General features: G+C 45.5%; 24 protein-coding genes. 21 read left to right on the top strand and 3 right to left on the bottom strand.

Annotated elements, in window-relative coordinates; all coding sequences use genetic code 11:
• Nucleotides 1-114 precede the first annotated feature (114 nt).
• From ccmA to ccmI, 9 genes are read left to right on the top strand one after another with little or no spacing between them, the layout of a single operon-like run.
• On the top strand, nucleotides 115-762 hold the full coding sequence (gene ccmA, locus ICN45_RS03985) for a cytochrome c biogenesis heme-transporting ATPase CcmA (RefSeq protein ID WP_216173455.1): 648 nt from the start codon (nucleotides 115-117) through the stop codon (nucleotides 760-762).
• Nucleotides 759-1424, top strand: a complete 666-nt coding sequence (ccmB, locus tag ICN45_RS03980) for a heme exporter protein CcmB (protein WP_216173452.1) — start codon at nucleotides 759-761, stop codon at nucleotides 1422-1424. The genes ccmA and ccmB overlap by 4 nt, the downstream gene beginning before the upstream one ends.
• Nucleotides 1421-2197, top strand: coding sequence for a heme ABC transporter permease CcmC (ccmC, locus tag ICN45_RS03975; protein WP_216173449.1), 777 nt, complete (start codon nucleotides 1421-1423; stop codon nucleotides 2195-2197). The genes ccmB and ccmC overlap by 4 nt, the downstream gene beginning before the upstream one ends.
• Nucleotides 2197-2385: a heme exporter protein CcmD gene (gene ccmD, locus ICN45_RS03970; protein WP_216173446.1), complete on the top strand. Its 189-nt coding sequence runs from the start codon at nucleotides 2197-2199 to the stop codon at nucleotides 2383-2385. Before ccmC ends, ccmD begins: the two co-directional genes overlap by 1 nt.
• Nucleotides 2382-2828, top strand: coding sequence for a cytochrome c maturation protein CcmE (ccmE, locus tag ICN45_RS03965; protein WP_216173443.1), 447 nt, complete (start codon nucleotides 2382-2384; stop codon nucleotides 2826-2828). The genes ccmD and ccmE overlap by 4 nt, the downstream gene beginning before the upstream one ends.
• A complete protein-coding gene (locus ICN45_RS03960; protein WP_216173440.1) occupies nucleotides 2825-4744 on the top strand; it encodes a heme lyase CcmF/NrfE family subunit in 1920 nt (639 codons plus the stop codon). Before ccmE ends, ICN45_RS03960 begins: the two co-directional genes overlap by 4 nt.
• Nucleotides 4741-5271, top strand: coding sequence for a DsbE family thiol:disulfide interchange protein (locus ICN45_RS03955; protein ID WP_216173438.1), 531 nt, complete (start codon nucleotides 4741-4743; stop codon nucleotides 5269-5271). Before ICN45_RS03960 ends, ICN45_RS03955 begins: the two co-directional genes overlap by 4 nt.
• A complete protein-coding gene (locus ICN45_RS03950; protein ID WP_216173436.1) occupies nucleotides 5268-5744 on the top strand; it encodes a cytochrome c-type biogenesis protein in 477 nt (158 codons plus the stop codon). Before ICN45_RS03955 ends, ICN45_RS03950 begins: the two co-directional genes overlap by 4 nt.
• Nucleotides 5741-6931, top strand: coding sequence for a c-type cytochrome biogenesis protein CcmI (ccmI, locus tag ICN45_RS03945; protein WP_216173434.1), 1191 nt, complete (start codon nucleotides 5741-5743; stop codon nucleotides 6929-6931). Before ICN45_RS03950 ends, ccmI begins: the two co-directional genes overlap by 4 nt.
• A gap of 12 nt (nucleotides 6932-6943) precedes the next feature.
• On the opposite strand, the gene ICN45_RS03940 is transcribed toward ccmI, so the two are convergent.
• Nucleotides 6944-7705 (bottom strand): SDR family oxidoreductase, encoded by a 762-nt coding sequence (locus tag ICN45_RS03940; RefSeq protein WP_216173432.1) that lies wholly within the window; start codon nucleotides 7703-7705, stop codon nucleotides 6944-6946.
• Nucleotides 7706-7862: 157 nt separating this feature from the next.
• Between ICN45_RS03940 and ICN45_RS03935 the strand changes: the two genes are divergently transcribed.
• Nucleotides 7863-8825 carry a tripartite tricarboxylate transporter substrate binding protein gene (locus ICN45_RS03935; RefSeq protein ID WP_216173430.1) on the top strand — a complete coding sequence of 321 codons (963 nt, stop codon included), beginning with the start codon at nucleotides 7863-7865 and terminating at the stop codon, nucleotides 8823-8825.
• Between the two features lie 32 nt (nucleotides 8826-8857).
• Nucleotides 8858-9613: a 2OG-Fe dioxygenase family protein gene (locus ICN45_RS03930; protein ID WP_216173428.1), complete on the top strand. Its 756-nt coding sequence runs from the start codon at nucleotides 8858-8860 to the stop codon at nucleotides 9611-9613.
• Nucleotides 9614-9632: 19 nt separating this feature from the next.
• Here ICN45_RS03930 and ICN45_RS03925 read toward each other — a convergent pair whose 3' ends face one another.
• Complete coding sequence (locus ICN45_RS03925; protein WP_216173423.1) at nucleotides 9633-10616, bottom strand: Bug family tripartite tricarboxylate transporter substrate binding protein; 984 nt, start codon at nucleotides 10614-10616, stop codon at nucleotides 9633-9635.
• A gap of 85 nt (nucleotides 10617-10701) precedes the next feature.
• Between ICN45_RS03925 and ICN45_RS03920 the strand changes: the two genes are divergently transcribed.
• From ICN45_RS03920 to ICN45_RS03875, 10 genes are all read left to right on the top strand, one after another.
• On the top strand, nucleotides 10702-11937 hold the full coding sequence (locus tag ICN45_RS03920) for an MFS transporter (protein WP_216173420.1): 1236 nt from the start codon (nucleotides 10702-10704) through the stop codon (nucleotides 11935-11937).
• Nucleotides 11938-11945: 8 nt separating this feature from the next.
• Nucleotides 11946-14378, top strand: a complete 2433-nt coding sequence (locus ICN45_RS03915) for a heavy metal translocating P-type ATPase (protein ID WP_216173418.1) — start codon at nucleotides 11946-11948, stop codon at nucleotides 14376-14378.
• A gap of 9 nt (nucleotides 14379-14387) precedes the next feature.
• A complete protein-coding gene (gene ccoS, locus ICN45_RS03910; protein WP_216173415.1) occupies nucleotides 14388-14567 on the top strand; it encodes a cbb3-type cytochrome oxidase assembly protein CcoS in 180 nt (59 codons plus the stop codon).
• A 162-nt stretch (nucleotides 14568-14729) separates the two neighbouring features.
• Complete coding sequence (gene ccoN / locus ICN45_RS03905) at nucleotides 14730-16172, top strand: cytochrome-c oxidase, cbb3-type subunit I (protein ID WP_216173412.1); 1443 nt, start codon at nucleotides 14730-14732, stop codon at nucleotides 16170-16172.
• A 10-nt stretch (nucleotides 16173-16182) separates the two neighbouring features.
• Complete coding sequence (gene ccoO / locus ICN45_RS03900; RefSeq protein ID WP_216173409.1) at nucleotides 16183-16833, top strand: cytochrome-c oxidase, cbb3-type subunit II; 651 nt, start codon at nucleotides 16183-16185, stop codon at nucleotides 16831-16833.
• A 23-nt stretch (nucleotides 16834-16856) separates the two neighbouring features.
• Nucleotides 16857-17024 (top strand): cbb3-type cytochrome oxidase subunit 3, encoded by a 168-nt coding sequence (locus ICN45_RS03895; RefSeq protein ID WP_216173406.1) that lies wholly within the window; start codon nucleotides 16857-16859, stop codon nucleotides 17022-17024.
• A complete protein-coding gene (gene ccoP / locus ICN45_RS03890; RefSeq protein WP_216173403.1) occupies nucleotides 17021-17947 on the top strand; it encodes a cytochrome-c oxidase, cbb3-type subunit III in 927 nt (308 codons plus the stop codon). Before ICN45_RS03895 ends, ccoP begins: the two co-directional genes overlap by 4 nt.
• Before the next feature lie 3 nt (nucleotides 17948-17950).
• On the top strand, nucleotides 17951-19408 hold the full coding sequence (gene ccoG / locus ICN45_RS03885; protein ID WP_216173400.1) for a cytochrome c oxidase accessory protein CcoG: 1458 nt from the start codon (nucleotides 17951-17953) through the stop codon (nucleotides 19406-19408).
• Nucleotides 19409-19434: 26 nt separating this feature from the next.
• Entirely contained in the window at nucleotides 19435-19638 is a 204-nt protein-coding gene (locus ICN45_RS03880; RefSeq protein ID WP_216173397.1) for a FixH family protein, read from the top strand.
• Entirely contained in the window at nucleotides 19635-19895 is a 261-nt protein-coding gene (locus tag ICN45_RS03875) for a hypothetical protein (protein WP_216173395.1), read from the top strand. The genes ICN45_RS03880 and ICN45_RS03875 overlap by 4 nt, the downstream gene beginning before the upstream one ends.
• On the opposite strand, the gene fnr is transcribed toward ICN45_RS03875, so the two are convergent.
• The gene (gene fnr / locus ICN45_RS03870; RefSeq protein WP_216173393.1) at nucleotides 19892-20659 is read right to left on the bottom strand and encodes a fumarate/nitrate reduction transcriptional regulator Fnr; all 768 of its coding nucleotides are present in this window, start codon (nucleotides 20657-20659) and stop codon (nucleotides 19892-19894) included. The genes ICN45_RS03875 and fnr overlap by 4 nt on opposite strands.
• Nucleotides 20660-20713 lie beyond the last annotated feature (54 nt).

The raw sequence follows: 20713 nt of genomic DNA, 5'->3' as shown, positions 1-20713 counted from the left end.
TAAGCAATTGAATTAAAAGAGAATATTCCTTAAATACCCCTTTTTTGACGTTTGACAGCCCCTAAGGGCTCTTGGACAATGCCTGAGGTGGTTTGATTCAAGCCATTAGCCTTCATGACAGACAATATTTCCTCGGCCTCCAGAAACTCAGACTATGCGCTTGAAGCGCGTGGGCTTACTTGTGTTCGGGGTGAAAGACAGTTATTTGCAGATCTTCATTTGCGGCTTAGTTCCGGCAATTGTCTGCATGTTCGTGGCGAGAATGGCGTCGGCAAAACCAGTCTATTGCGCCTCTTAACTGGCCTATCCAAACCAGAAGCCGGTCAAGTCTTATGGTGTAAGGAGTTGATTACATCGAATCCATTGGCCTATCAACGGGCTCTTTTATTCTCAGGTCATCGAGATGCCCTGAAAGATGATCTCACTGCCCTAGAAAATTTGCAGATGTATGCTGCACTCGATGATGTGCCTTTGACTCAAGATAAAGCCTTATCAGCGCTTTGGCGTTTTGGTCTTCGTGGTCGAGAGGATTTACCGGTGCATTGCTTATCGGCTGGACAAAAGCGTAGAGTCATCATGGCGCGTATGCTTACCCGCCAAGCTAATTTGTGGATATTAGACGAGCCTTTCAATGCGCTTGATACCCAGGCTGTAGAGGAGCTACAAAATTTAATTATTGAACATCTGCAATATGGAGGGCTAGTTGTTCTAACCAGCCATCAAGAGATCAATATTCCCAATGTACAGGTCTTAGATTTATGAGCGCCATGCTTGCCATTGTCCGCAGGGATTTGCTTTTAGTGATGCGCCGAAAGAGTGAGGTATTGACTGCACTCTTTTTCTTTGTAGTTGTGACGAGCTTATTTCCTTTGGGGATTGGGTCTGATGCGGCTTTATTACGAAAAATTGCGCCTGGAGTCATTTGGGTTGCTGCCTTGTTATCGACTTTATTGGGCTTGCATCGTATGTTTGCTGCAGACTATCTAGATGGTACTTTGGAGCAATTAGCCTTATCACCACGGCCAATGGTGTTATTAGTGGCCGGCAAGATCGTTGCGCATTGGATAGTATGTGGTTTGCCTCTAGTGTTATTAGCCCCGATTATTGGGATTCAGTTTGATTTAGACGCCAATTCTTTATATGTATTAATGGGAACGCTGTTGTTAGGTACGCCTGTACTTTCTTTATTGGGCTCTATTGGAGCCGCGCTCACCCTTGGAGTTCGGGGGGCTAGCGTATTGTTGAGTTTATTGATTTTGCCTTTATATATTCCCGTGCTGATTTTCGGTACGGGGGCGGTGTATGCCAATAGTGTGGGTCTAGATACATCCGGACACTTTTCTTTGTTAGGGGCCTTATTGATTTTGTCCTTAGCATTTGTACCTTGGGTAAGTAGTGCTGCTGTAAAGATTGCGATTGAATGAGCCAAACAAATAATTCCTCCTTTTCGAATAACCGCTTGATCAACTGGTTCAGACTTTCAAGTCCGAGTACTTTTTACCCGCTTGCTGGAAAGTTAATTCCTCTTTTTTGGGCGCTCTCCTTAGTTTTTGGCGCTGCTGGTTTATGGGTGAGTTTTTTTGTGGCACCTGTTGATGCAGTTCAGGGTCAGGGCTATCGCATTATTTTTATCCATGTGCCCACTTCCTGGATGTCGATGTTTATTTATCTCATGATGGCGGCATGGGCTGGCCTAGGCCTCATCTTTAATACCCGTCTATCGGCAATGATGGCACAAGCCCTAGCGCCAGTAGGTGCTTGGATGGCGTTTCTGTCTTTGTGGACTGGAGCCTTTTGGGGCAAGCCGATGTGGGGTGCATGGTGGGTTTGGGATGCGCGCTTAACTTCAGAGTTAATTTTGCTATTCCTGTACTTAGGATTTATTTCTTTACAGGCTTCGATTGATAACCCCAGAAGGGCAGATAAAGCAGGTGCCATTTTGGCTTTAGTCGGTGTAATTAACGTGCCTATTATTTATTTCTCAGTTAAATGGTGGAATACCTTGCATCAAGGGGCGTCAGTTTCTTTAACCAAAGCTCCGGCAATGGCTCAAACCATGCTTTGGGGAATGCTTTTGATGACTTTGTGCTTGTGGATGTATTCCATTGCAGTTGCCTTAATGCGGGTTCGTACCCTCATTCTTGAGCGTGAATCTCATGCTGATTGGGTGCGACAATTAAGCGAGGTAAAAAACTAATGTGGAATAGCCCGGCTGAATTTTTTGCAATGGGAGGCTACGCACTTTATGTGTGGAGTAGCTTTGGAGTTTGTGCTTTGATTTTGCTCTTGGAACCTTTAACTATTCGTGCTCGCTTTAAGGCAATTGTGCGTAGGCTCAAGCAAGAGCAGTTAGCAGAGCAGTTTGATAAAGAAAGTGGTAAGTGAAGCCTAGACATAAACGCGCCTTAATTATTATTGCTGCCTTAGCGGCGATTGGGATTGCTGCGCTATTAATTTTGAATGCATTGAATAGCAATATTGCTTTGTATGTCACGCCTAGTGAGGTTGCTGCTGGTAAAGCTCCGCAAGGTCAGGCTTTTCGCATAGGCGGGATGGTAAAGGATGGATCCTTAAGGCGTGATGGCCTAACAGTCCATTTTGTGATTACTGATCTTGTTAAGGATATTCCAGTTGCGTATACAGGTATTCTTCCGGATCTATTTAAAGAGGGTAAGGGCGCTGTGATTCAAGGTCGTATGGATGCTCAGGGAGAATTTATTGCAAGCGAAGTCCTTGCTAAGCATGATGAAAACTATATGCCTCCTGAGGCAAAGCATGCATTAGATCAAGCAAAAAAAAATGGAAGTAACAATGGAAGTAACAAATGATTCCTGAGTTTGGGCAATACGCATTAATTTTGGCGCTCTGTGTTGCGTGCATTCAGGGAGTGCTTCCGCTAATTGGCGCTCATCAGGGTCGTCGTGAATGGCTGGTATTAGCCAGACCCGCTGCCCAAACAGTTTTCTTCTTGCTCGCAATCGCTTTCGGAATCTTAGCGTGGAGTTTTTACATCAATGATTTTTCGGTACTTTATGTGGCCGAGCATTCTAATTCGCAGTTACCATTCATTTATCGACTGGGTGCAGTCTGGGGCGGACATGAAGGTTCGCTTCTATTATGGATTTTCTTATTAAGCACTTGGACGATTTTGGTGGCACAACTCTCTAAAGCATTAGATGAGTTTATGGTTGCTAGGGTGATTGGGGTTCTGGGGCTAGTCAGCAGTGGACTCCTCCTCTTTGTAATAACAACCTCCAATCCATTTACGCGCTTATTGCCTGCAGCGCAAGATGGTCGTTCGCTAAACCCGCTTTTACAAGACCCTGGTTTGGTATTCCATCCACCAATGCTTTACATGGGTTACGTAGGCTTCTCAGTGGCATTTGCCTTTGCAATTGCATCTTTACTTTCCGGCAGATTAGATGCTGCTTGGGCGCGCTGGTCACGCCCCTGGACCACTGCGGCCTGGGTATTTTTGACGCTCGGTATTGCTCTAGGTTCTTGGTGGGCCTATTACGAATTAGGTTGGGGTGGTTGGTGGTTCTGGGACCCCGTTGAGAATGCCTCCTTTATTCCATGGCTTGTTGGAACGGCTTTACTGCATTCTCTAGCAGTAACTGAAAAACGTGGCGGCTTTAAGAGCTGGACCGTATTGTTAGCCATTACAGCATTTTCTTTATCCCTGCTGGGAACTTTCTTAGTACGCTCAGGCGTTTTAACCTCTGTTCATGCATTTGCCACTGACCCTAGGCGCGGGGTTTTTATTTTGGTTTTCTTGGTATTAGTAGTTGGCTCTTCATTGGCCTTATACGCATGGCGTGCTCCTAAGAGTACGATGGGCGGAAAATTTAGCTTGAGCTCAAGGGAAACGTTGATTCTTTTGGGCAATGTCTTCCTAGTAGTCTCGGCTGGTTCGGTATTACTGGGGACTTTGTACCCTTTATTAATCGATGCGCTTCACCTTGGAAAAATTTCTGTAGGCCCACCGTATTTCAATAGCGTATTTGTGCCCATCATGATTCCTTTATTGGTGTTAATGGGCATTGGCCCTTGGACGAATTGGAAAAATACCAATCTACTTGCTGTCATCAAACGCTTGTGGTTAGCTGGTCTAGTGGCCTTGCTTGCTGGTATTTCAATTCCATTAGTTATGGGTGAATTTACTTGGCTAGCTGGAATGGGTTTCTTGCTGGCTTGCTGGGTCATTGCTTCTGGTTGCTTACAGCTTGTTCGTCAGGCTAAAGTTGGAAAACCTACCCGTTCATTTATTGGTATGCAATTGGCGCATCTTGGTATTGCTGTCTTTGTGATTGGCGTCACCATGGTTGGTGCTTACCAAGAAGAAAAAGATGTACGTATGTTGGCGGGTGAAACAGTTTCTGTAGGTGGGTATCAGATTCAACTGCAAAGTGTCAACAAAGTACCTGGGCCAAATTATGAGGCTATGCGTGGGACGTTCTTATTATCAAAAAATGGCCAACTAGAAGCAACAATGTATCCAGAAAAGCGGAGTTACTTTTCTTCTACGATGCCGATGACTGAGGCAGCTATTAATGCCAGCTTAACTCGGGATATCTATGTTTCTCTTGGTGAGGAATTGGGTGATACATCGTGGGCCGTGCGCGTGTACTACAAACCGTTTGTAGATTGGATCTGGGGCGGCTGCCTCTTGATGGCATTGGGTGGCATTTTCGCTATTTCCGATAAACGTTATCGTATTAAGTTAAAAAAACAGGCCACATGAAAGCCAAATTTTTAATTCCTCTACTTCTGTTTATTGTGCTCGTTGTCTTTTTGGCAATTGGCTTAAACCGCGATCCTCATGAAGTGCCATCACCATTGATTGGTAAGGCAGCCCCCGTGTTTGAGATTTCGCAGTTGGGGGAGATAAATAAGTCTTTTTCTCCGGCCAGTATGAAAGGCCAAGTCTGGATCTTGAATGTCTGGGCCTCTTGGTGCGTCGCTTGTCGTGAAGAGCATCCGGTGCTCGTGGAGTTGGCTAAGTCACAAGTGGCGCCACTGATAGGATTAGATTACAAAGATAAGCGTGAAGATGCTCTAGCGATGTTGGCAAAACAGGGCAATCCGTATTTACTTTCTGCGTTTGATGCCGATGGTCGGGTTGGCATCAATTACGGTGTTTATGGAGTACCAGAGACCTATGTTATCGATCAGCTTGGCGTGATTCGTTTTAAGCATATTGGGCCTATTACTATTGATCTTCTGAATCAAAAAATATTTCCCCTGATAAGTGAGCTTAAGAAATCATGAAACAGATTTACTTAATTATCCTTTGTCTTTTGAGTTTAGGGGTGTCTGCAAAAGATGCCGCTCCTTTAGCTGATGATCCACAAACGGAGCAACGCTTAATCAGTATTTCTGAAGAAATGCGTTGTTTAGTTTGTCAGAATGAATCTCTTGCAGGTTCTCGCTCTGACTTGGCTAATGATCTGCGTCGAGAAATTAGAACTCTTATTAAAGAGGGTAAGAGTGATGATCAAATTAGGGCATTTATGGTTGAGCGCTATGGCGATTTTGTCTTGTACCGCCCACCCGTTAAACCGATCACTTGGCTGTTGTGGATTGGGCCTTTTGTAATTCTTCTGATTGGCATAGCAGGCTTGTTAATGTATCTGCGTCGGAGAAATAGCCTTATTCCAACTACCGCTCTATCTGATGCTGATAACAAAAAAATTGACACCTTACTAAGGAATAGTAGCGTTGAGGAAGAGGGTAATACATGACCATGTTTCTAGTCCCGGCAGTCCTCTTGTTAATCTTGGTGATGGTATTGCTTTTACGCCCGTTTATTTTTCCAGCAAAAGTTGAGGCTACTTCCAGACGTCAAATGAACGCTGCTATTTATCGTGAAGAGCTCGATAAATTAGAGGTAGAGCGTGCTTCCGGCTTAATTCAGGCAGATGACTATGAGATTTCTCATGCGGAGATGCGTCAACGACTTTTCCAAGATACCAATGAGGAAGATGATCGCTCTGTAATGGGGTCTACTAAAAAAACGATTATTGGTCTCTGTGTATTTATTGTGTTGCTGTCTTCAGGGTTGTATTTTTATTTGGGTGAAGCCCCTGGGGTCATTGCAAGCAATGCCGAGCAACCATTGTCACGCGAAGGTGTTGACAAAATGGTTGCTGAGTTTGCGGCCAAAATGGAAAAAGACCCAAGTAATTTTAAGGGGTGGGCCATGTTGGCTCGTTCGTATCGGATCTTAGGTCGGAACGAAGATGCTGCTAAAGCCTATGAACGTGCAGGCAGCTTTATAGACACAGATCCACAGCTCTTAAGTGATTACGCAGATGTCCTTGCCGCCAATGCCAATGGCAACTTTGCCGGTAAACCGCTTGAACTTATTAATCAAGCCTTAAAGCTAGACCCAAATAATTTGATGGCGCTCTGGCTATCAGGCACTGCCTCATACACTTCTGGCAATTACAAGGCTGCGGTACAGACTTGGGAGAAACTTGCAAAACAAATCCCGCCAGGAACTGATGAGGCCCGCTCATTAGAAGGCTCAATTGCGGAAGCGCGGATTAAAGCGGGTCTGCCATCAGTCAGTCCAAGTGTAGTTAGCGGTCAAAGTATTAGCGGCAAGATCGAGTTATCTTCTGATTTGAAGTCGAGGATTAAGTCAGGAGATATCGTGATGGTAATTGCTCGTAAACCTGGTGAACGGATGCCAGTAGCAGTCCTCAAAACTACCATTACTGATTTCCCGATGAGCTTCTCACTGAATGACTCCTTAGCGATGAATCCCAGTGCACCGCTTTCGCAGTTAGCGGAGGTATCTATTGAAGTCAGAATCTCCAAAACGGGAATGGCAAAACCTGAAGCAGGGGATTTAATTTCAAATCCGCAAATAGTTAAAGTCGGCGCGAATAATGTTCGACTCTTGATTGATCAAGTTCGCCAGTAAGCTGTTTCTTTTTTAGCCTCTACCAACAAAAGGCATATTGGTTGCCATGATGGTCATCGAAAGAATATTACTCTCGAGAGGTAGTTGCGCCATATGGAGCACGGCTTCACCAACATGGTCTACGTCCATACGAGGCTCTACCTTAATCGATTGATCTGCTTGTAGGATGCCAGCAGCCATCCGTTCAGTCATCTCAGTAGCAGCGTTGCCAATATCAATTTGACCGCATGCAATATTAAATGGGCGACCATCCAATGCAATGGTTTTGGTTAAACCGCTAATGGCATGTTTAGTTGCCGTGTAAGGCGCGGACATGGGTCGTGGTGCATGTGCGGAGATCGAGCCGTTATTGATTATTCTGCCGCCTTGAGGGGACTGCGCTTTCATCATGCGAATCGCTTCTTGCGAACATAAGAATGCACCACATAAATTAGCGTTTACTACATTCATCCACTGCTCATATGTCAGATCTTCCATTGGAATGGCTGGAGCGCCCATGCCAGCATTATTGAAGAGCACGTCGATACGAGCAAATTTAGTAGTCAATGCTGCAAAGAGTTTTTTTACTTCCTCTGGTTTACCCACGTCGCAGGCAACAGCAAGACAGTTTTCATCTGTACCGCCAATGACAGAAATTGCCAATTTGAGTCGGTCAAGATTTCGGCCAGTTAAAACGACCTTGTAACCACCTTTGAGTAGCGCTTTAGCAGCTGCTTTGCCGATGCCAGTTCCTGCGCCCGTTACTAGGGCTACTTTAGTGTCTGCTGTGTTCATAGTCATTTTTGGGGTTAGAAAGGCTTTATCTTATCTTGGTTTATTCGGCGGGATTTGAATCTACGCCGATTGCTAGCCTGGGGGCATAATGCATTAAATAAACGCGACAATTATGGGTGTTTAAATTGGTTGAATCAATGTAGGGATGGAACTTAATATGAGAATCACTCAATATATCCTCGGAGTCATTTGCGCCTTAGCTGCTTTTCAATTGGCTGCGCAACCTTATCCCAATAAACCGATTGCTTTAGTGGTGCCACAAGCTGCTGGCGGAACAAATGATATTGTTGCCCGTCTAATCGCACCTGCTTTTGGGGAGTCGATCGGCACAGCCATTATTGTTGAGAATAGACCTGGAGCGGGTGGCAATATTGGTACACAAAGTGTGGCGCGTGCACCTAAGGATGGTTATACCTTGCTTCTCACTATTAATAGTGCTCAGGCAATTAATCCCGCTTTGTATAAGAACCCGGGATTTGATCCGATCAATGATTTTGTGCCCTTGTATTACATTGGCGCAACGCCTTATGTTTTGGTTTCTCCGCCGGGATCACCTTATAAAACTTTGGCTGATGTTGTTGCAGCTGCCAAGAAAAAACCCGGCGAGCTGTCCTATGCTTCCGCTGGTAATGGCACCATCAGTCACTTGCTTGGCGCCATGCTAAATACCAGCGCTGGAATTGAGATGCAACATATTCCTTACAAGGGTGTAGCTCCTGCGATCAATGATGTATTGGGAGGCCAAGTTCCTCTCGCTTTCGCTAGCCTGCCTTCGGCATTAACTTACATTAAGGCTGGCAAGTTACAAGCCATTGCGATTAGCTCTGCTAAGCGATCTAGTGCAGCACCAGAAATTCCAACCATTGCTGAAACCTACCCTGATTGTGTGGGAGAGGTTTGGGTCGCCACATTTGCTCCTATGGGGGTGAGCGCAGACGTCATTAAGAAGAACCAGGTAGCAATGGATAAAACCATGAGCCGGGCAGATGTGCGAGAAAAGCTGATTGCACAGGGTTTAGATCTGAGTCCGGTCCCACCCGCTAAGCTCGGCACTCTTCTCAAGGATGAATTGGCTAAATGGGTAAAAATTGTGAAGGCTTCGGGCGCTCAGCTAGATTAATGCTAGTAAGCGTATTGCCCTAAAATACCGCTATGCCTAATGCCCTTTTAGCACCTCCACTCACTCCGGTCAAAGAGCTCGCTGGAGCTTTGCGTACCGATGGTTATGTAGTGGCTTCTGCTGAATCGGTTGCCGAGATTAGCGGACTCTCTCTTGGCGATTTACAAGGCTTAACCCCGTTTTGGGAAGGCTTGCCTCGCGACCCTTATTTGAAAGATGGGGGACGTTACCGTTTTCGCCGTCATGCGAGTTATGAGATTAAGGGTGAGCAACTCCATTTAGTACCGCATCGTGCGCATTGGCAATCAGTGAATTACAACGCATTGCATGGTGGTATTGAGCGCTGGTTTGAACCCGTTCAAGAAAAATTATTGAATGACCCTGCGTGGCAAGCTGTATTGATGGGTATTGCACATTTACTAAATAGTTTGAAGCCAGTCACCACTTGGTTTGTAGAAGCGCATCAGTTCCGTATTGATACAACCGATGGTATAGGTCGACCAACCCCTGAAGGTGCGCATCGTGATGGTGTCGATTTTGTGGCAGTGTTCTTATTGAATCGCGTTGGCATGAAAGGCGGCGAGACCAGAATTTTTAATGCCGCTGGCTCAGCTGGCTTGCGCTTTACTTTGGCACAGCCATGGTCTTTATTGCTCATGAATGATGAGCGTATGATTCATGAATCCACACCGATTCAGCCGCTGGGTGATTATGGTTATCGCGATACTCTCGTGCTCACTTATCGGTCGAGTGGTTTTCAGGACTCACCCAACCGCAGCCAACAATAAGATGGCTCATTGAGACGGCTTATTCTGGTTCGATACCAGCTTCTTTAATAGCCTTTGCCCATTTTGCAGTCTCTAATTTAATTTTTTGACCTAGCGCCTCTGGTGTACCGGGTTGGGTTTCAAAACCCATTGCAGAAAAGCGCTCAATCACGTCTTTTGATTTTGCTGCGTCATTGATTGCTTTATTGAGTTTGAGAATCGCCTCTTTTGGCATATCAGCAGGACCAAATGCGGCAAAGAAAGCAATCAGCTCATATCCCTTGATACCAAGTGCTTCATTAACAGTAGGTAATTCTGGAATGGCGGGAGAACGTTTTAATGAAGTGACTGCTAGCCCGCGGATTTTGCCAGCCTGCACTTGGGGTAAGGTCACTCCAAAATCGGCTGTAAACATATTGACTTGACCGCCAATCACATCGGTCATGGCATTGGGCCCACTCTTATAAGAAACGCCCGTCATTTTGATATCTGCAGCACTGGCTAGCATTTCTGAGGAAACTCGTTGCGATGTACTCGCATAAGCAAAAGTCATTTTTCCAGGATTTGCTTTCGCTAAGGAGACAAATCCATTGAGTGATTTTGCCGGCACCTCATTATTGATGGTAATGATGAGCGGTGCAGAACCAAAGTAGCCAATCGGAGTAAAGGCAGTATCTTGGTTATAGGGCAGATTTTTTACTAAACTTTTGAGAGCAGCATTCGTACTATTGGTACCAAATAAAATGGTGTAGCCATCTGCTGGAGCTTTAGCAACAAAATCAGCACCAATGAGCCCATTGGCGCCGGGCCGATTTTCAATCACCACTGGTTGACCTAAGAGCTCAGACATCTTGACAGCAAAGGCACGACCAATTTGATCTGTCGTGCTTCCAGGCGCAAAAGGAACGATCGCTTTGATGGGTTTGGATGGGTAGTTATCGGCCATAGTCAATGTACTACCAAGGCCGAATAGAAGAGCGGCACAAGCTTGTACAAAGTACCTTGGAATCTGTTGATTTTTCATACTGTCTCCGCCTTGTTTTTGTTAGTGTAGCGGGTCTTGAGGCTTTAGGGCGAGTAGAATGGGCTCACGTTTTAAATGACACCTTATGCGCTTTCGTTCGGCTGCTTACACCCCTCTGATGCTCATGGCACAAACCTGTGCTTTATTGGGCTTTGCTTGCTATGCTGTCGTGCTGACAGTGCTGCAGGAAGAATGGCATTTAAGTAATCTCCAGTCTGGTTTAATTGCCAGCGCATTTTTCTTTGGCTATATGTTAGCTGTCCCTTTAGCGACCGCTTTGACTGATCGAGTAGACGCTCGCAAGGTATATTTGATCGGTGGGCTATCGGCGACTTTCGGCCTTCTAGGGATGGGAGTCTTTGCTAATAACTTTTGGACTGCCTTAGTTTTTATGGCGATCAACGGAGCAGGGCTAGCGGGTACCTATATGCCTGGTCTCAAAATACTATCGGATCGTATTCAGTCTGGAGAGCTTACTCGACACATTGCTTTTTATACCGCCTTCTTCGGTATTGGTACGGGCTTCTCTTATTTATGCTCTGGCTGGATCTTGGAGGCCTTGGGTTGGCGTTATGTATTTGGTTTGATTGCCTTAGGGCCGTTTACTGCTTTTTTGATTGTTTGGTTATTCATCGCACCTCTACAACATGACAAGTGGCAGGGGCCAATCCGCATTCGCTTGCATGATCTATTTCCAGTAAATAAATGGAAATTGGTATTGCAAGATAAAAAAGCCTCTGGATTTATCTTTGGTTATACCGCCCATACCCTTGAGTTATTTGCCTCTCGAAGTTGGATCGTAGCCTTCTTTGCATTTTGTACGATCACTACTGGCGAAACATTTTTCTTGGCAGCAACGACTTTATCTGGCGTGATTAATTTCTTTGGTGTGCCTGCTTCAATTTTAGGAAATGAAATTGCCCTGCGAGTAGGGCGTCAAAAGTGGGTATGTATAGCAATGCTGACTAGTGCAGTCATGGGTATCGCGCTAGCTAGCTCTACTGGTCAATCCTGGTGGCTGATTGTTGCTCTAGCCGTTGGGCATGCTATTTTTATCATGGCGGATTCTGCAACCTTAACTGCAGGCTTGGTGATTAGTGCACAAGAAAATATGAAGGGTGCAGCAATGGGCTTGCATTCTTTAATGGGCTTTGGCGGCGGTTTATTAGGCCCAGCAATTTTTGGTTTTGTATTAGATATTTCTGGTTCACGCTCTTCCCAAGTTGCCTGGATATGGGCGTATGCTGCCATAGTCATATGGGGCGTGCTGTTTGTGATGTATGAACGGCGTAATGGTTGGATGCGTAAAGCTAGGACATGATCTCTGCTATGAACAAGAAAATCACTTTATCTTGTTACCATTGCTTCAGTGAGATCGCCCCAGATGAACTGATTGAGTCTAAACTCAATGGCGTTAGTCGCCCATTTTGCTGCTCTGGTTGTATGGCGATTGCGCAAACGATTCATGGTGAAGGTCTAGAGGTCTTTTATACGCGCCGAGTGCAATCTGGTGAGAAGCCTGCAGCCTACTTGGCCCTGAATGAAATCCCAGACAAGCTAAAGCCTTATGACGACCCTTCACTGCGAGGCCGTTTTACTCGCCCCCATGGAGATTCTGGTGATCTAGAAACCACTTTGCGTTTAGAAAGAATTCGGTGTGCTGCCTGTGTGTGGCTATGCGAACAACACTTACGCCGCATCGCTGGCGTAAAAGATGTGCAAATCAATTACGTGACACAAAAAGTCATTGTGCGGTTTTCTCCAGATAGTACGAGCCTAGCAAGATTGCTTTTTGAGATTGAGCGCATTGGTTATGAGGCTTGGCCCTTTGAGCCTTCCTTAGCGCTAGATAGAGCCAAGAAAGAAAGACGGCAGTTACTCACCAGATTGGGAGTAGCGCTGCTCGGCATGATGCAGGTCATGATGTATGCGTGGCCTTCCTATACGGGTGCAGATATTACGCCAGAGTTTGATCGCTTGTTAGGCTGGACAAGCTGGGTACTCACAGTCCCGGTAATGGTGTATTCAGCAGGACCCATCTTTCAAGCTGCTTGGCGTAGCGTAGCGTCCTTCAAGAAAACCCATCTGTTGGGGATGGATGTTCCGATTGCTCTCGCTCTCGCATTGGCTTTTATTGCCGGAACGATTAATTTAATCACTGGCTCAGGCCCCAGCTATTTTGATTCCATCACGATGTTCGTCGCATTCATCTTGGCAGCACGGTATGTGGAGTTATTGGCAAGGCAAGATGCGCAGGGCGGGGCAGAGGCGCTCGTAAAACAATTGCCCGCTACCTGTGAGCGTGCCTTTAATTACCCAGCTTCGCAAGAAATTGAAGTAGTGCCAGTCGTCAATTGCAAACCAGGTGAAATACTTCGCGTATCTCCTGGAGAAGTCGTTCCTGCCGATGGCATCGTGATTGAAAATGCTAGCGCCTTAGATGAATCTTTGCTAACCGGTGAATCAAAACCGGTTGAGAAAAAAATTGGCGATCGCGTTTATGCAGGTACGCATAACATTCTGAATCCGTTGTTCATGAGAATTGACGCAGTGGGGCAATCTACCCGCATTGCCGGAATTGCTTCCTTGTTAGATCAAGCACTACTTGCAAAACCAGTGATGGTGAGCCTAGCAGAGAAGTGGGCTGCCTATTTTGTTGCATTCTTATTGCTAAGTGCATTTATTTCCGCAGTAGTTTGGTGGTACTTTGATCCAAGTCGAGCTTGGACAGTGTTAGTTTCGGTATTGGTGGCGAGTTGTCCTTGCGCTTTATCGCTCGCAGTGCCAACAGCGATGGCAGCCGCACAAGGTGCAGTAACCAAATTAGGCTTACTGATTGTGCGTGGCCATGTGATGGAAGGTTTAGTGAAGGCTACGGATCTGGTATTGGATAAGACTGGCACTTTAACGATGGGTCAACCAGAGTTACAAGAAATCATCCATTTGCGATCAGGCTATCACCGTGAAGATGCGCTTGCCTTGGCTGTGGCGTTGGAAGCTGGTCAAAGGCATCCATTAGCCCTTTCTTTATTACGCGCATCACAGTCAGAGAATTTAGTTATTCCAGAATTACTTGAGCCAGTCATCAATCAATTGGGGAAAGGCTTATCTTCAGGGGTATATCGCTTGGGGAGTGCAGCTTGGGTTGGCGTTCAGCAAGATGCGCAGGTGGGGCAATATGGCCAAGTCCATTTAGCAGATGAGCAAGGACTGATCGCGAGCTTTATTTTCTTAGACACACCACGACCAGGCTTAGAGCAATTATTAAAGACCGCAAGATCAAGAAACATCACTGTACATGTAGTTTCTGGTGATGATCCCGCAACGGTGGCTTGGTGGGCTCACCACGTTGGTATTCAAAGTTATCAAGGGGGCTGCACTCCTGAAGATAAATATGAATATATCCAGGCCTTACAAAAACAAGGTCGTGTGGTCTGGGCAATTGGTGATGGCGTGAACGATGCTCCCTTATTAGCGCGCGCAGATATTTCTATTGCGGTTGGTGCTGGTGCCCCACTAGCAGCTGCAGGTGCGGATGCTATTCTGACTGCAGTGTCATTGGAGCCTTTAGCCAGAACATTGGCTCTGGCAGATAAGACTCAAACCATCATTAAAGAAAATTTATTATGGGCTTTGGTATATAACCTACTGGCGATTCCGGCTGCCATGATAGGTTTGGTAAATCCATGGGTAGCCGGTATTGGGATGTCTTTATCCTCGCTTGCAGTGACTTTAAATGCATGGCGTTTGCGAAAAGCTTAGACTATAGCGATGGAAAGCTTATTTCTACTTATCCCTATCTCCCTAGTTTTGGTGGGCCTCCTCGTTTGGATTTTTAGCTGGTCCATCAAAAGTGGCCAGTTTGACGACTTAGAGGGCCCAGGCCAGGCAATTTTGATGGATGACGACGTACCTAAGCCCCATATAGTTAGCGAACACCCTCAAAAGTAGATCTATTTCTACTGAGTTCATCAGAGGTAGTAATTCTTCTTCCGGTTGAGCCCTATTTTGGCCTTCCCTTTTTGATATAGATCAAATCCCCCTCAAAGCCTTACTTTGATAATCAATCCAGTCATTTGGATTATGTCGTTTGGTCACAAAAAAGGAGAAACCATGGGACTTACCGTGGGGAGTAATCAAGATACCTTCAATTACAAGGTTGTCAGTCAATTTGCCATCGTCACTGTGCTCTGGGGAATTGTTGGCATGCTCGTGGGAGTTATTCTTGCAGCCCAGCTCATCTGGCCAGAAATCACTTTTAATATTCCTTGGCTGAGCTACGGTCGCTTACGTCCCTTACATACCAACGCGGTGATATTTGCGTTTGGTGGCTCAGCGCTGTTTGCAACATCCTATTACATTGTTCAGCGCACGTGTCAGGCACGACTTTTTTGCGACAAATTAGCCGCATTCACCTTCTGGGGTTGGCAAGCGGTAATCGTATTAGCAGCGGTAACCTTGCCATTGGGTATTTCTACTTCCAAAGAGTATGCAGAGTTAGAGTGGCCAATTGATCTTCTCATTACTGTTGTATGGGTTGCATATGCTGTAGTTTTCTTTGGCACCATCATGAAGCGCAAGACGAAACATATTTATGTTTCTAACTGGTTCTTCGGCGCATACATTCTGACGATCGCCATTCTCCATATCTTTAATAACTTAGAGATGCCTGCTAGCCTATGGAAATCCTACTCTGCTTATGCTGGTGTACAAGATGCGATGGTTCAATGGTGGTATGGCCATAACGCTGTAGGCTTCTTCTTGACTACCAGCTTCCTAGGCATGATGTACTACTTCATTCCTAAGCAAGCAGAGCGTCCAATCTATTCCTATCGCTTATCTATCGTCCACTTCTGGGCTTTAAACTTTACCTATATGTGGGCAGGCCCACATCACTTACAACACACTTCCTTGCCAGACTGGACCCAGTCTTTGGGTATGGTGTTCTCATTGATTCTGCTCGCTCCATCATGGGGCGGCATGATCAACGGCATCATGACTTTATCTGGTGCTTGGTATAAATTGCGCCGTGATCCTATCTTGAAGTTCTTAGTCGTTGCATTGTCCTTCTACGGTATGTCAACCTTCGAAGGTTCCATGATGTCGATTAAGACTGTGAACAGCTTGTCTCACTACACAGACTGGACTATTGGTCACGTGCATTCAGGTGCCTTGGGTTGGGTTGCCATGATTACGATTGGTTCTCTCTACTACCTGATCCCACGTTTAGTTGGTCAACGGGATATGTACAGCACGAAGTTAATCGAAGTCCATTTCTGGATCGCAACCATCGGTGTCGTGATTTACATCGCTGCAATGTGGATTGCGGGTGTGATGCAAGGTTTGATGTGGAGGGCATTTGAGCCTGATGGAACTTTGACTTACAGCTTTGTTGAGTCAGTTAAAGCGACTTATCCTTTCTATGTGATTCGTTTATTAGGCGGACTGTGCTATTTAGGCGGTATGTTGTTGATGGCTTACAACGTATACAAGACAGTTATTGGTAAAAAATTCATTGACGCTGCTATTCCACAAGCGTCTATAGCGGCTCACTAAGGAGAAGAAAATGTCTAGTGAAAATAAATTCTTTTCCCATGGAACACTTGAGAAGAACGTTGGCTGGCTAATTATTGCAACGATAGTAGTGGTATCCATTGCCGGTTTGGTTCAAATTGTTCCCTTGTTTTTCCAACATACCACCACTGAGCCTAGTCCAGGTGTTGTTCCATACACTGCATTGCGTTTAGCGGGCCGTGATATTTATCAGCGCGAAGGATGTGTCGGTTGCCATTCTCAGCAAATCCGAACTCTGCGTTCAGAAGTAGAGCGTTACGGCCCTTACTCTTTGGCTGGCGAGTCTGTTTTCGATCATCCATTTTTATGGGGTAGCAAACGCACTGGCCCAGACTTGGCGCGTGTTGGTGCCCGTTACTCAGATGCATGGCACCAGATTCATCTCAATAATCCCCGTGATGTCGTTCCTGAGTCCAATATGCCTGGATATCCTTGGTTAATGAAGAATGCCGCAGACGCATCTTCCATCCAGTCCCATATGGTTGCGATGCGTCGTTTGGGTGTGCCTTATACCGATGAAGATATTGCCAATGCTCCCAAAGAATTAGAGGGTAAAACTGAAATGGATGCATTAGTCGCTTATCTCCAAGGCTTAGGTATTTCACGTCGGTATATCACCGTTGATGAAGTTGTGGCGAAGTAATTAATTAATACGATAAAAATCAAATGGAAATGATCACACCTTATCTCTCTGCATTTTCAACAGTCATTGGACTCACCTTTTTTGTTGGGATTGTCTGGTGGGCTTGGTCTCCTAGCAGGAAGAAGGCTAATCAGGAATCAGCTGAACTTCCATTTGATCTTCCCGATGAATTCAGTAAGGACAAATCATGAGTGACTTTTTTAGCAGCGGTTGGAGTACTTACATCGCACTCGTTTCATTGATCGGTATTTTTTGGTGTATCTGGCTTTTAGCTTCTGTTCGTAAGACAAAGGTCATTCTTGGGCCAGATGGTCAAGTGACAGATACTGGTCACGTATGGGATGGGGATTTACGTGAATTAAATAATCCATTGCCACGCTGGTGGATGTGGATGTTCTTGATCTCTTGTATTTTTGGATTGGTCTATCTCATGCTTTATCCAGGATTAGGATCTTATCCAGGCATCTTGGGTTACAGCACTGATGGTGCGTTGATGAGTTCAATGACCACTGCAAACGATGAGCTTAAGCCTGTTTATGCTAAGTATGTAAAGATGGATATTGTGCAAGTTGCGGCGGATCCAAAAGCGCGTGAAATGGGGCAGCGCTTGTTCTTGAATTCCTGTGCACAGTGCCATGGTTCTGATGCAGGGGGCTCTAAAGGCTTTCCGAATTTGACGGATCGTGACTGGCTTTACGGTGGTTCACCGGAGAATATTAAGACCACTATTACTAATGGTCGTAGTGGCGTGATGCCTCCATTCCCACAATTAGATAGTAAGCAAATTGTGGATGTTGCCAATTACGTTCGCAGCCTTTCGGGTTTGCCAGCTGACGATATTAAGGCGGAGCGTGGGGCTGAAGTATTTAAAGCCAATTGCGTAGCGTGTCATGGCACAGACGGCAAGGGCAATATTGCTTTGGGCGCACCGAACTTGACCGACAAGACCTGGTTATATGGCGGTTCAGAGGCAACTATTGTTGAAACGATTACCAAAGGTCGTATGGCAATGATGCCGGCTCAGGATAAAGTGTTGAGCCCTGAAAAAATTCAGTTGTTGACTGCTTATGTTTGGGGTTTGTCGAATAATCAGCAGCCAGCAGCAGCGAAGTAAGTAGTGCCGAGTCATTCGCCGGGTGGAAAACCTGTTCCGATTGAAGTAATAGAGGAATCTTTATACGAGGTCCGGCGCAAGATTTATCCGCGCTCGGTATCTGGCCTCTTTGCCCGCTGGCGCTTCGTTCTTATTTTTGCCACCCAGCTACTGTTTTACGGCTTGCCATGGGTGAATTGGAATGATCGCCAGGCTGTTTTATTTGATTTAATTCAGCGCAAGTTTTATATCTTTGGTCTCGTGCTCTGGCCACAAGACGTGATTTATCTCACGCTCTTATTAATTCTGTCTGCCTTAGCTTTATTTCTCTTTACTGCAGTCGCTGGACGTCTATTTTGCGGGTATGCTTGCCCACAAACGGTATATACCGAAATCTTTATGTGGATTGAACGTAAGGTCGAAGGTGATCGCTTTGCACGCATTCGTTTGGACGGGGAAGAGTGGCCCTGGGGCTTCAAAAAATGGCGCTTGAAGATCACCAAGCATTTTCTTTGGCTTCTCATCGCATTCTGGACGGGCTTTACCTTTATTGGCTACTTCACCCCAATTACCACCCTAGGCTCAGCCTTAATCCATTTATCTTTGGGACCTTGGCAGACTTTCTGGCTGTGTTTCTATGGCTTTGCTACTTGGGGTAACGCAGGATTTATGCGTGAACAGGTTTGTAAATACATGTGTCCCTATGCGCGCTTCCAAAGCGTGATGGTGGATAAAGATACTTTCTTAGTTACGTATGACAAAGTCCGTGGCGAGCCAAGAGGTAGCCGAAGTAAATCGGCAGATCATAACTCTCTAGGATTGGGCGATTGTGTTGATTGCAGTATTTGTGTACAAGTATGTCCAACGGGTATTGATATCCGTGATGGCCTGCAATATATGTGTATTGGTTGTGGTGCTTGTATAGATGCCTGCGATCAGGTGATGGAGAAGGTGGATTATCCAAAAGGCTTAATTCGCTACACCACTGAACGTGCGATTGAAGATCAAGAATCGAATCAAAGTGCCATGCGCCATATCCTGCGTCCTCGGGTTTTGATCTACACAGCATTTATTACGGTATTAGCATCCGCTTTCTTGATATCTTTAGTTACGCGGAATCCATTACGCGTGGATATTATGCGAGATCGCGGTGCCTTGGCGCGTGAGGTTGAGGGTGTTCGAATTGAAAATATTTATCGCATTCAGATTATGAATGCCTCTGAGCATTCCATGAAGGTACAAGTAAAAGCTACTGGTTTGGATGATTTGAAGATCCTAAACTCTCAAGGTAAAGAAATCACCATGATTGATGTTAGCCCAGCTAGTAACCAGTTGCTCCCGATTAAAGTGAGCACTACTATTGGCCAAAATGATCCTGGAAATTACCCAATTTATTTTGATGTAAGCGCGCAAGAGCTTGATGGGGACCATTCAATCACGAGAACTCGTAATGAAAAATCGAGTTTCTTTATTCCCCGTTAAGATGGTACACAGTGGAGAGGATTCCTATGACAGAACAGCACATTAATAAGTCTTGGTGGAAACAGTTGTGGCCATGGCTATTGATTAGCGGTCCAGCGGTAGCGATGATCGGCTGCATCATTACCATTTATTTGGCGATCAACCTACATGCTGACAAGCCTTTACGCGATGGTATAAATAAGCAAGGCTTAAAAGTCGAGCAACTCAAAGATGCACAGGCTCCAAAATGAAATACCGCCTCTTGATCTGGATTTTGTGGCCATCATTTTTAGTGGCAGGCATGGGGGAAGGCTTGCTATTTACAGTGATTCATCCACAAGACCTTTTGTTCTTTGGGCATCATCCTGACATTTCAGATGAAGGTGTTTACACCATTGGCTTCTTTGTAATTTGGATCTTCTGTGCGATTTCTAGCGCCTTAACCGCCTATATCTTGCCTGGGATTGAAGCGGCTGATGGGAAAGAGAACGACCGCGGTTTAATTTAAACCTGTTTGATTGGTGTTTCTACAGCGCAGCCATGTCTGTCAGGATTGGGGATACCAGCTAGCTCATACAGACCATCCATATCAATCAATTTAATGTGACGTTGTTTAATCTGAATCAGGCCTGATTCTGCAAAGCGCGAAAGCATGCGACTTACTGTTTCAATCTGGATGCCTAAGTAACTACCAATTTCAACGCGGCTCATCCGTAAATCAAATTCATTATTGAGATAGCCGCGCGCAGCCAAGCGTTGCGATAGGCTTAATAAGAATGCTGCCAATCTTTCTTCAGCACGCATGGTGCCAAGAGAGAGGAGATGACGTTGATCTTGTGTCAGCTCCCGACTCATAATCTTATGGAATTGATTTTGGAGAACAGGAATCTGACGCGCCAAATCTTCAAAGGCATCATAGCGAATAATACAAACTTCACTTTCTTCTAAAGCAATGGCGTCGGATTGATAGTGACCTTCTCCAATTCCATCAAGTCCTAATATTTCACCAGGTAGATGAAAGCCAATCACTTGTTGACGACCGTCCTGTAGACAGTATTCTGTTTTGAGTGTGCCAAAGCGCACGCTGTAAACCGAAGTTAAAGGATCACCATGGCGATAAAGGCTTTCTCCTTTTTGGAGATGGACCCGCTCTTTTACAAGGGTGTCTACTTGTAAAACTTCACTACTACTGAGCCCCACTGGAAGGCAAAACTGACCCAACACGCAGACTGAGCATTTGCTGGTAGGGGAGTCGGTAGGTTTGTAATTCATATTGAGTCAATACTATGAGTGCAGTTTATGCTATTGCTATGGATATCAGCACTT

The sequence above is a fragment of the Polynucleobacter alcilacus genome (assembly GCF_018881545.1).
Taxonomy (GTDB): Bacteria; Pseudomonadota; Gammaproteobacteria; order Burkholderiales; family Burkholderiaceae; genus Polynucleobacter; species Polynucleobacter alcilacus.
This window is presented reverse-complemented; position numbering and strand designations above follow the sequence as displayed.

Excerpts from the sequence above, each read along its gene's own strand:
- ccmA (WP_216173455.1), top strand. The coding sequence starts at position 115 with ATGACAGACAATATTTCCTCGGCCTCCAGAAACTCAGACTATGCGCTT.
- ccmB (WP_216173452.1), top strand. The coding sequence starts at position 759 with ATGAGCGCCATGCTTGCCATTGTCCGCAGGGATTTGCTTTTAGTGATG.
- ccmC (WP_216173449.1), top strand. The coding sequence starts at position 1,421 with ATGAGCCAAACAAATAATTCCTCCTTTTCGAATAACCGCTTGATCAAC.
- ccmD (WP_216173446.1), top strand. The coding sequence starts at position 2,197 with ATGTGGAATAGCCCGGCTGAATTTTTTGCAATGGGAGGCTACGCACTT.
- ICN45_RS03960 (WP_216173440.1), top strand. The coding sequence starts at position 2,825 with ATGATTCCTGAGTTTGGGCAATACGCATTAATTTTGGCGCTCTGTGTT.
- ICN45_RS03955 (WP_216173438.1), top strand. The coding sequence starts at position 4,741 with ATGAAAGCCAAATTTTTAATTCCTCTACTTCTGTTTATTGTGCTCGTT.
- ICN45_RS03950 (WP_216173436.1), top strand. The coding sequence starts at position 5,268 with ATGAAACAGATTTACTTAATTATCCTTTGTCTTTTGAGTTTAGGGGTG.
- ccmI (WP_216173434.1), top strand. The coding sequence starts at position 5,741 with ATGACCATGTTTCTAGTCCCGGCAGTCCTCTTGTTAATCTTGGTGATG.
- ICN45_RS03940 (WP_216173432.1), bottom strand. The coding sequence starts at position 7,705 with ATGAACACAGCAGACACTAAAGTAGCCCTAGTAACGGGCGCAGGAACT.
- ICN45_RS03935 (WP_216173430.1), top strand. The coding sequence starts at position 7,863 with ATGAGAATCACTCAATATATCCTCGGAGTCATTTGCGCCTTAGCTGCT.
- ICN45_RS03930 (WP_216173428.1), top strand. The coding sequence starts at position 8,858 with ATGCCTAATGCCCTTTTAGCACCTCCACTCACTCCGGTCAAAGAGCTC.
- ICN45_RS03925 (WP_216173423.1), bottom strand. The coding sequence starts at position 10,616 with ATGAAAAATCAACAGATTCCAAGGTACTTTGTACAAGCTTGTGCCGCT.
- ICN45_RS03920 (WP_216173420.1), top strand. The coding sequence starts at position 10,702 with ATGCGCTTTCGTTCGGCTGCTTACACCCCTCTGATGCTCATGGCACAA.
- ICN45_RS03915 (WP_216173418.1), top strand. The coding sequence starts at position 11,946 with ATGAACAAGAAAATCACTTTATCTTGTTACCATTGCTTCAGTGAGATC.
- ccoS (WP_216173415.1), top strand. The coding sequence starts at position 14,388 with ATGGAAAGCTTATTTCTACTTATCCCTATCTCCCTAGTTTTGGTGGGC.
- ccoN (WP_216173412.1), top strand. The coding sequence starts at position 14,730 with ATGGGACTTACCGTGGGGAGTAATCAAGATACCTTCAATTACAAGGTT.
- ccoO (WP_216173409.1), top strand. The coding sequence starts at position 16,183 with ATGTCTAGTGAAAATAAATTCTTTTCCCATGGAACACTTGAGAAGAAC.
- ICN45_RS03895 (WP_216173406.1), top strand. The coding sequence starts at position 16,857 with ATGGAAATGATCACACCTTATCTCTCTGCATTTTCAACAGTCATTGGA.
- ccoP (WP_216173403.1), top strand. The coding sequence starts at position 17,021 with ATGAGTGACTTTTTTAGCAGCGGTTGGAGTACTTACATCGCACTCGTT.
- ICN45_RS03880 (WP_216173397.1), top strand. The coding sequence starts at position 19,435 with ATGACAGAACAGCACATTAATAAGTCTTGGTGGAAACAGTTGTGGCCA.
- ICN45_RS03875 (WP_216173395.1), top strand. The coding sequence starts at position 19,635 with ATGAAATACCGCCTCTTGATCTGGATTTTGTGGCCATCATTTTTAGTG.
- fnr (WP_216173393.1), bottom strand. The coding sequence starts at position 20,659 with ATGAATTACAAACCTACCGACTCCCCTACCAGCAAATGCTCAGTCTGC.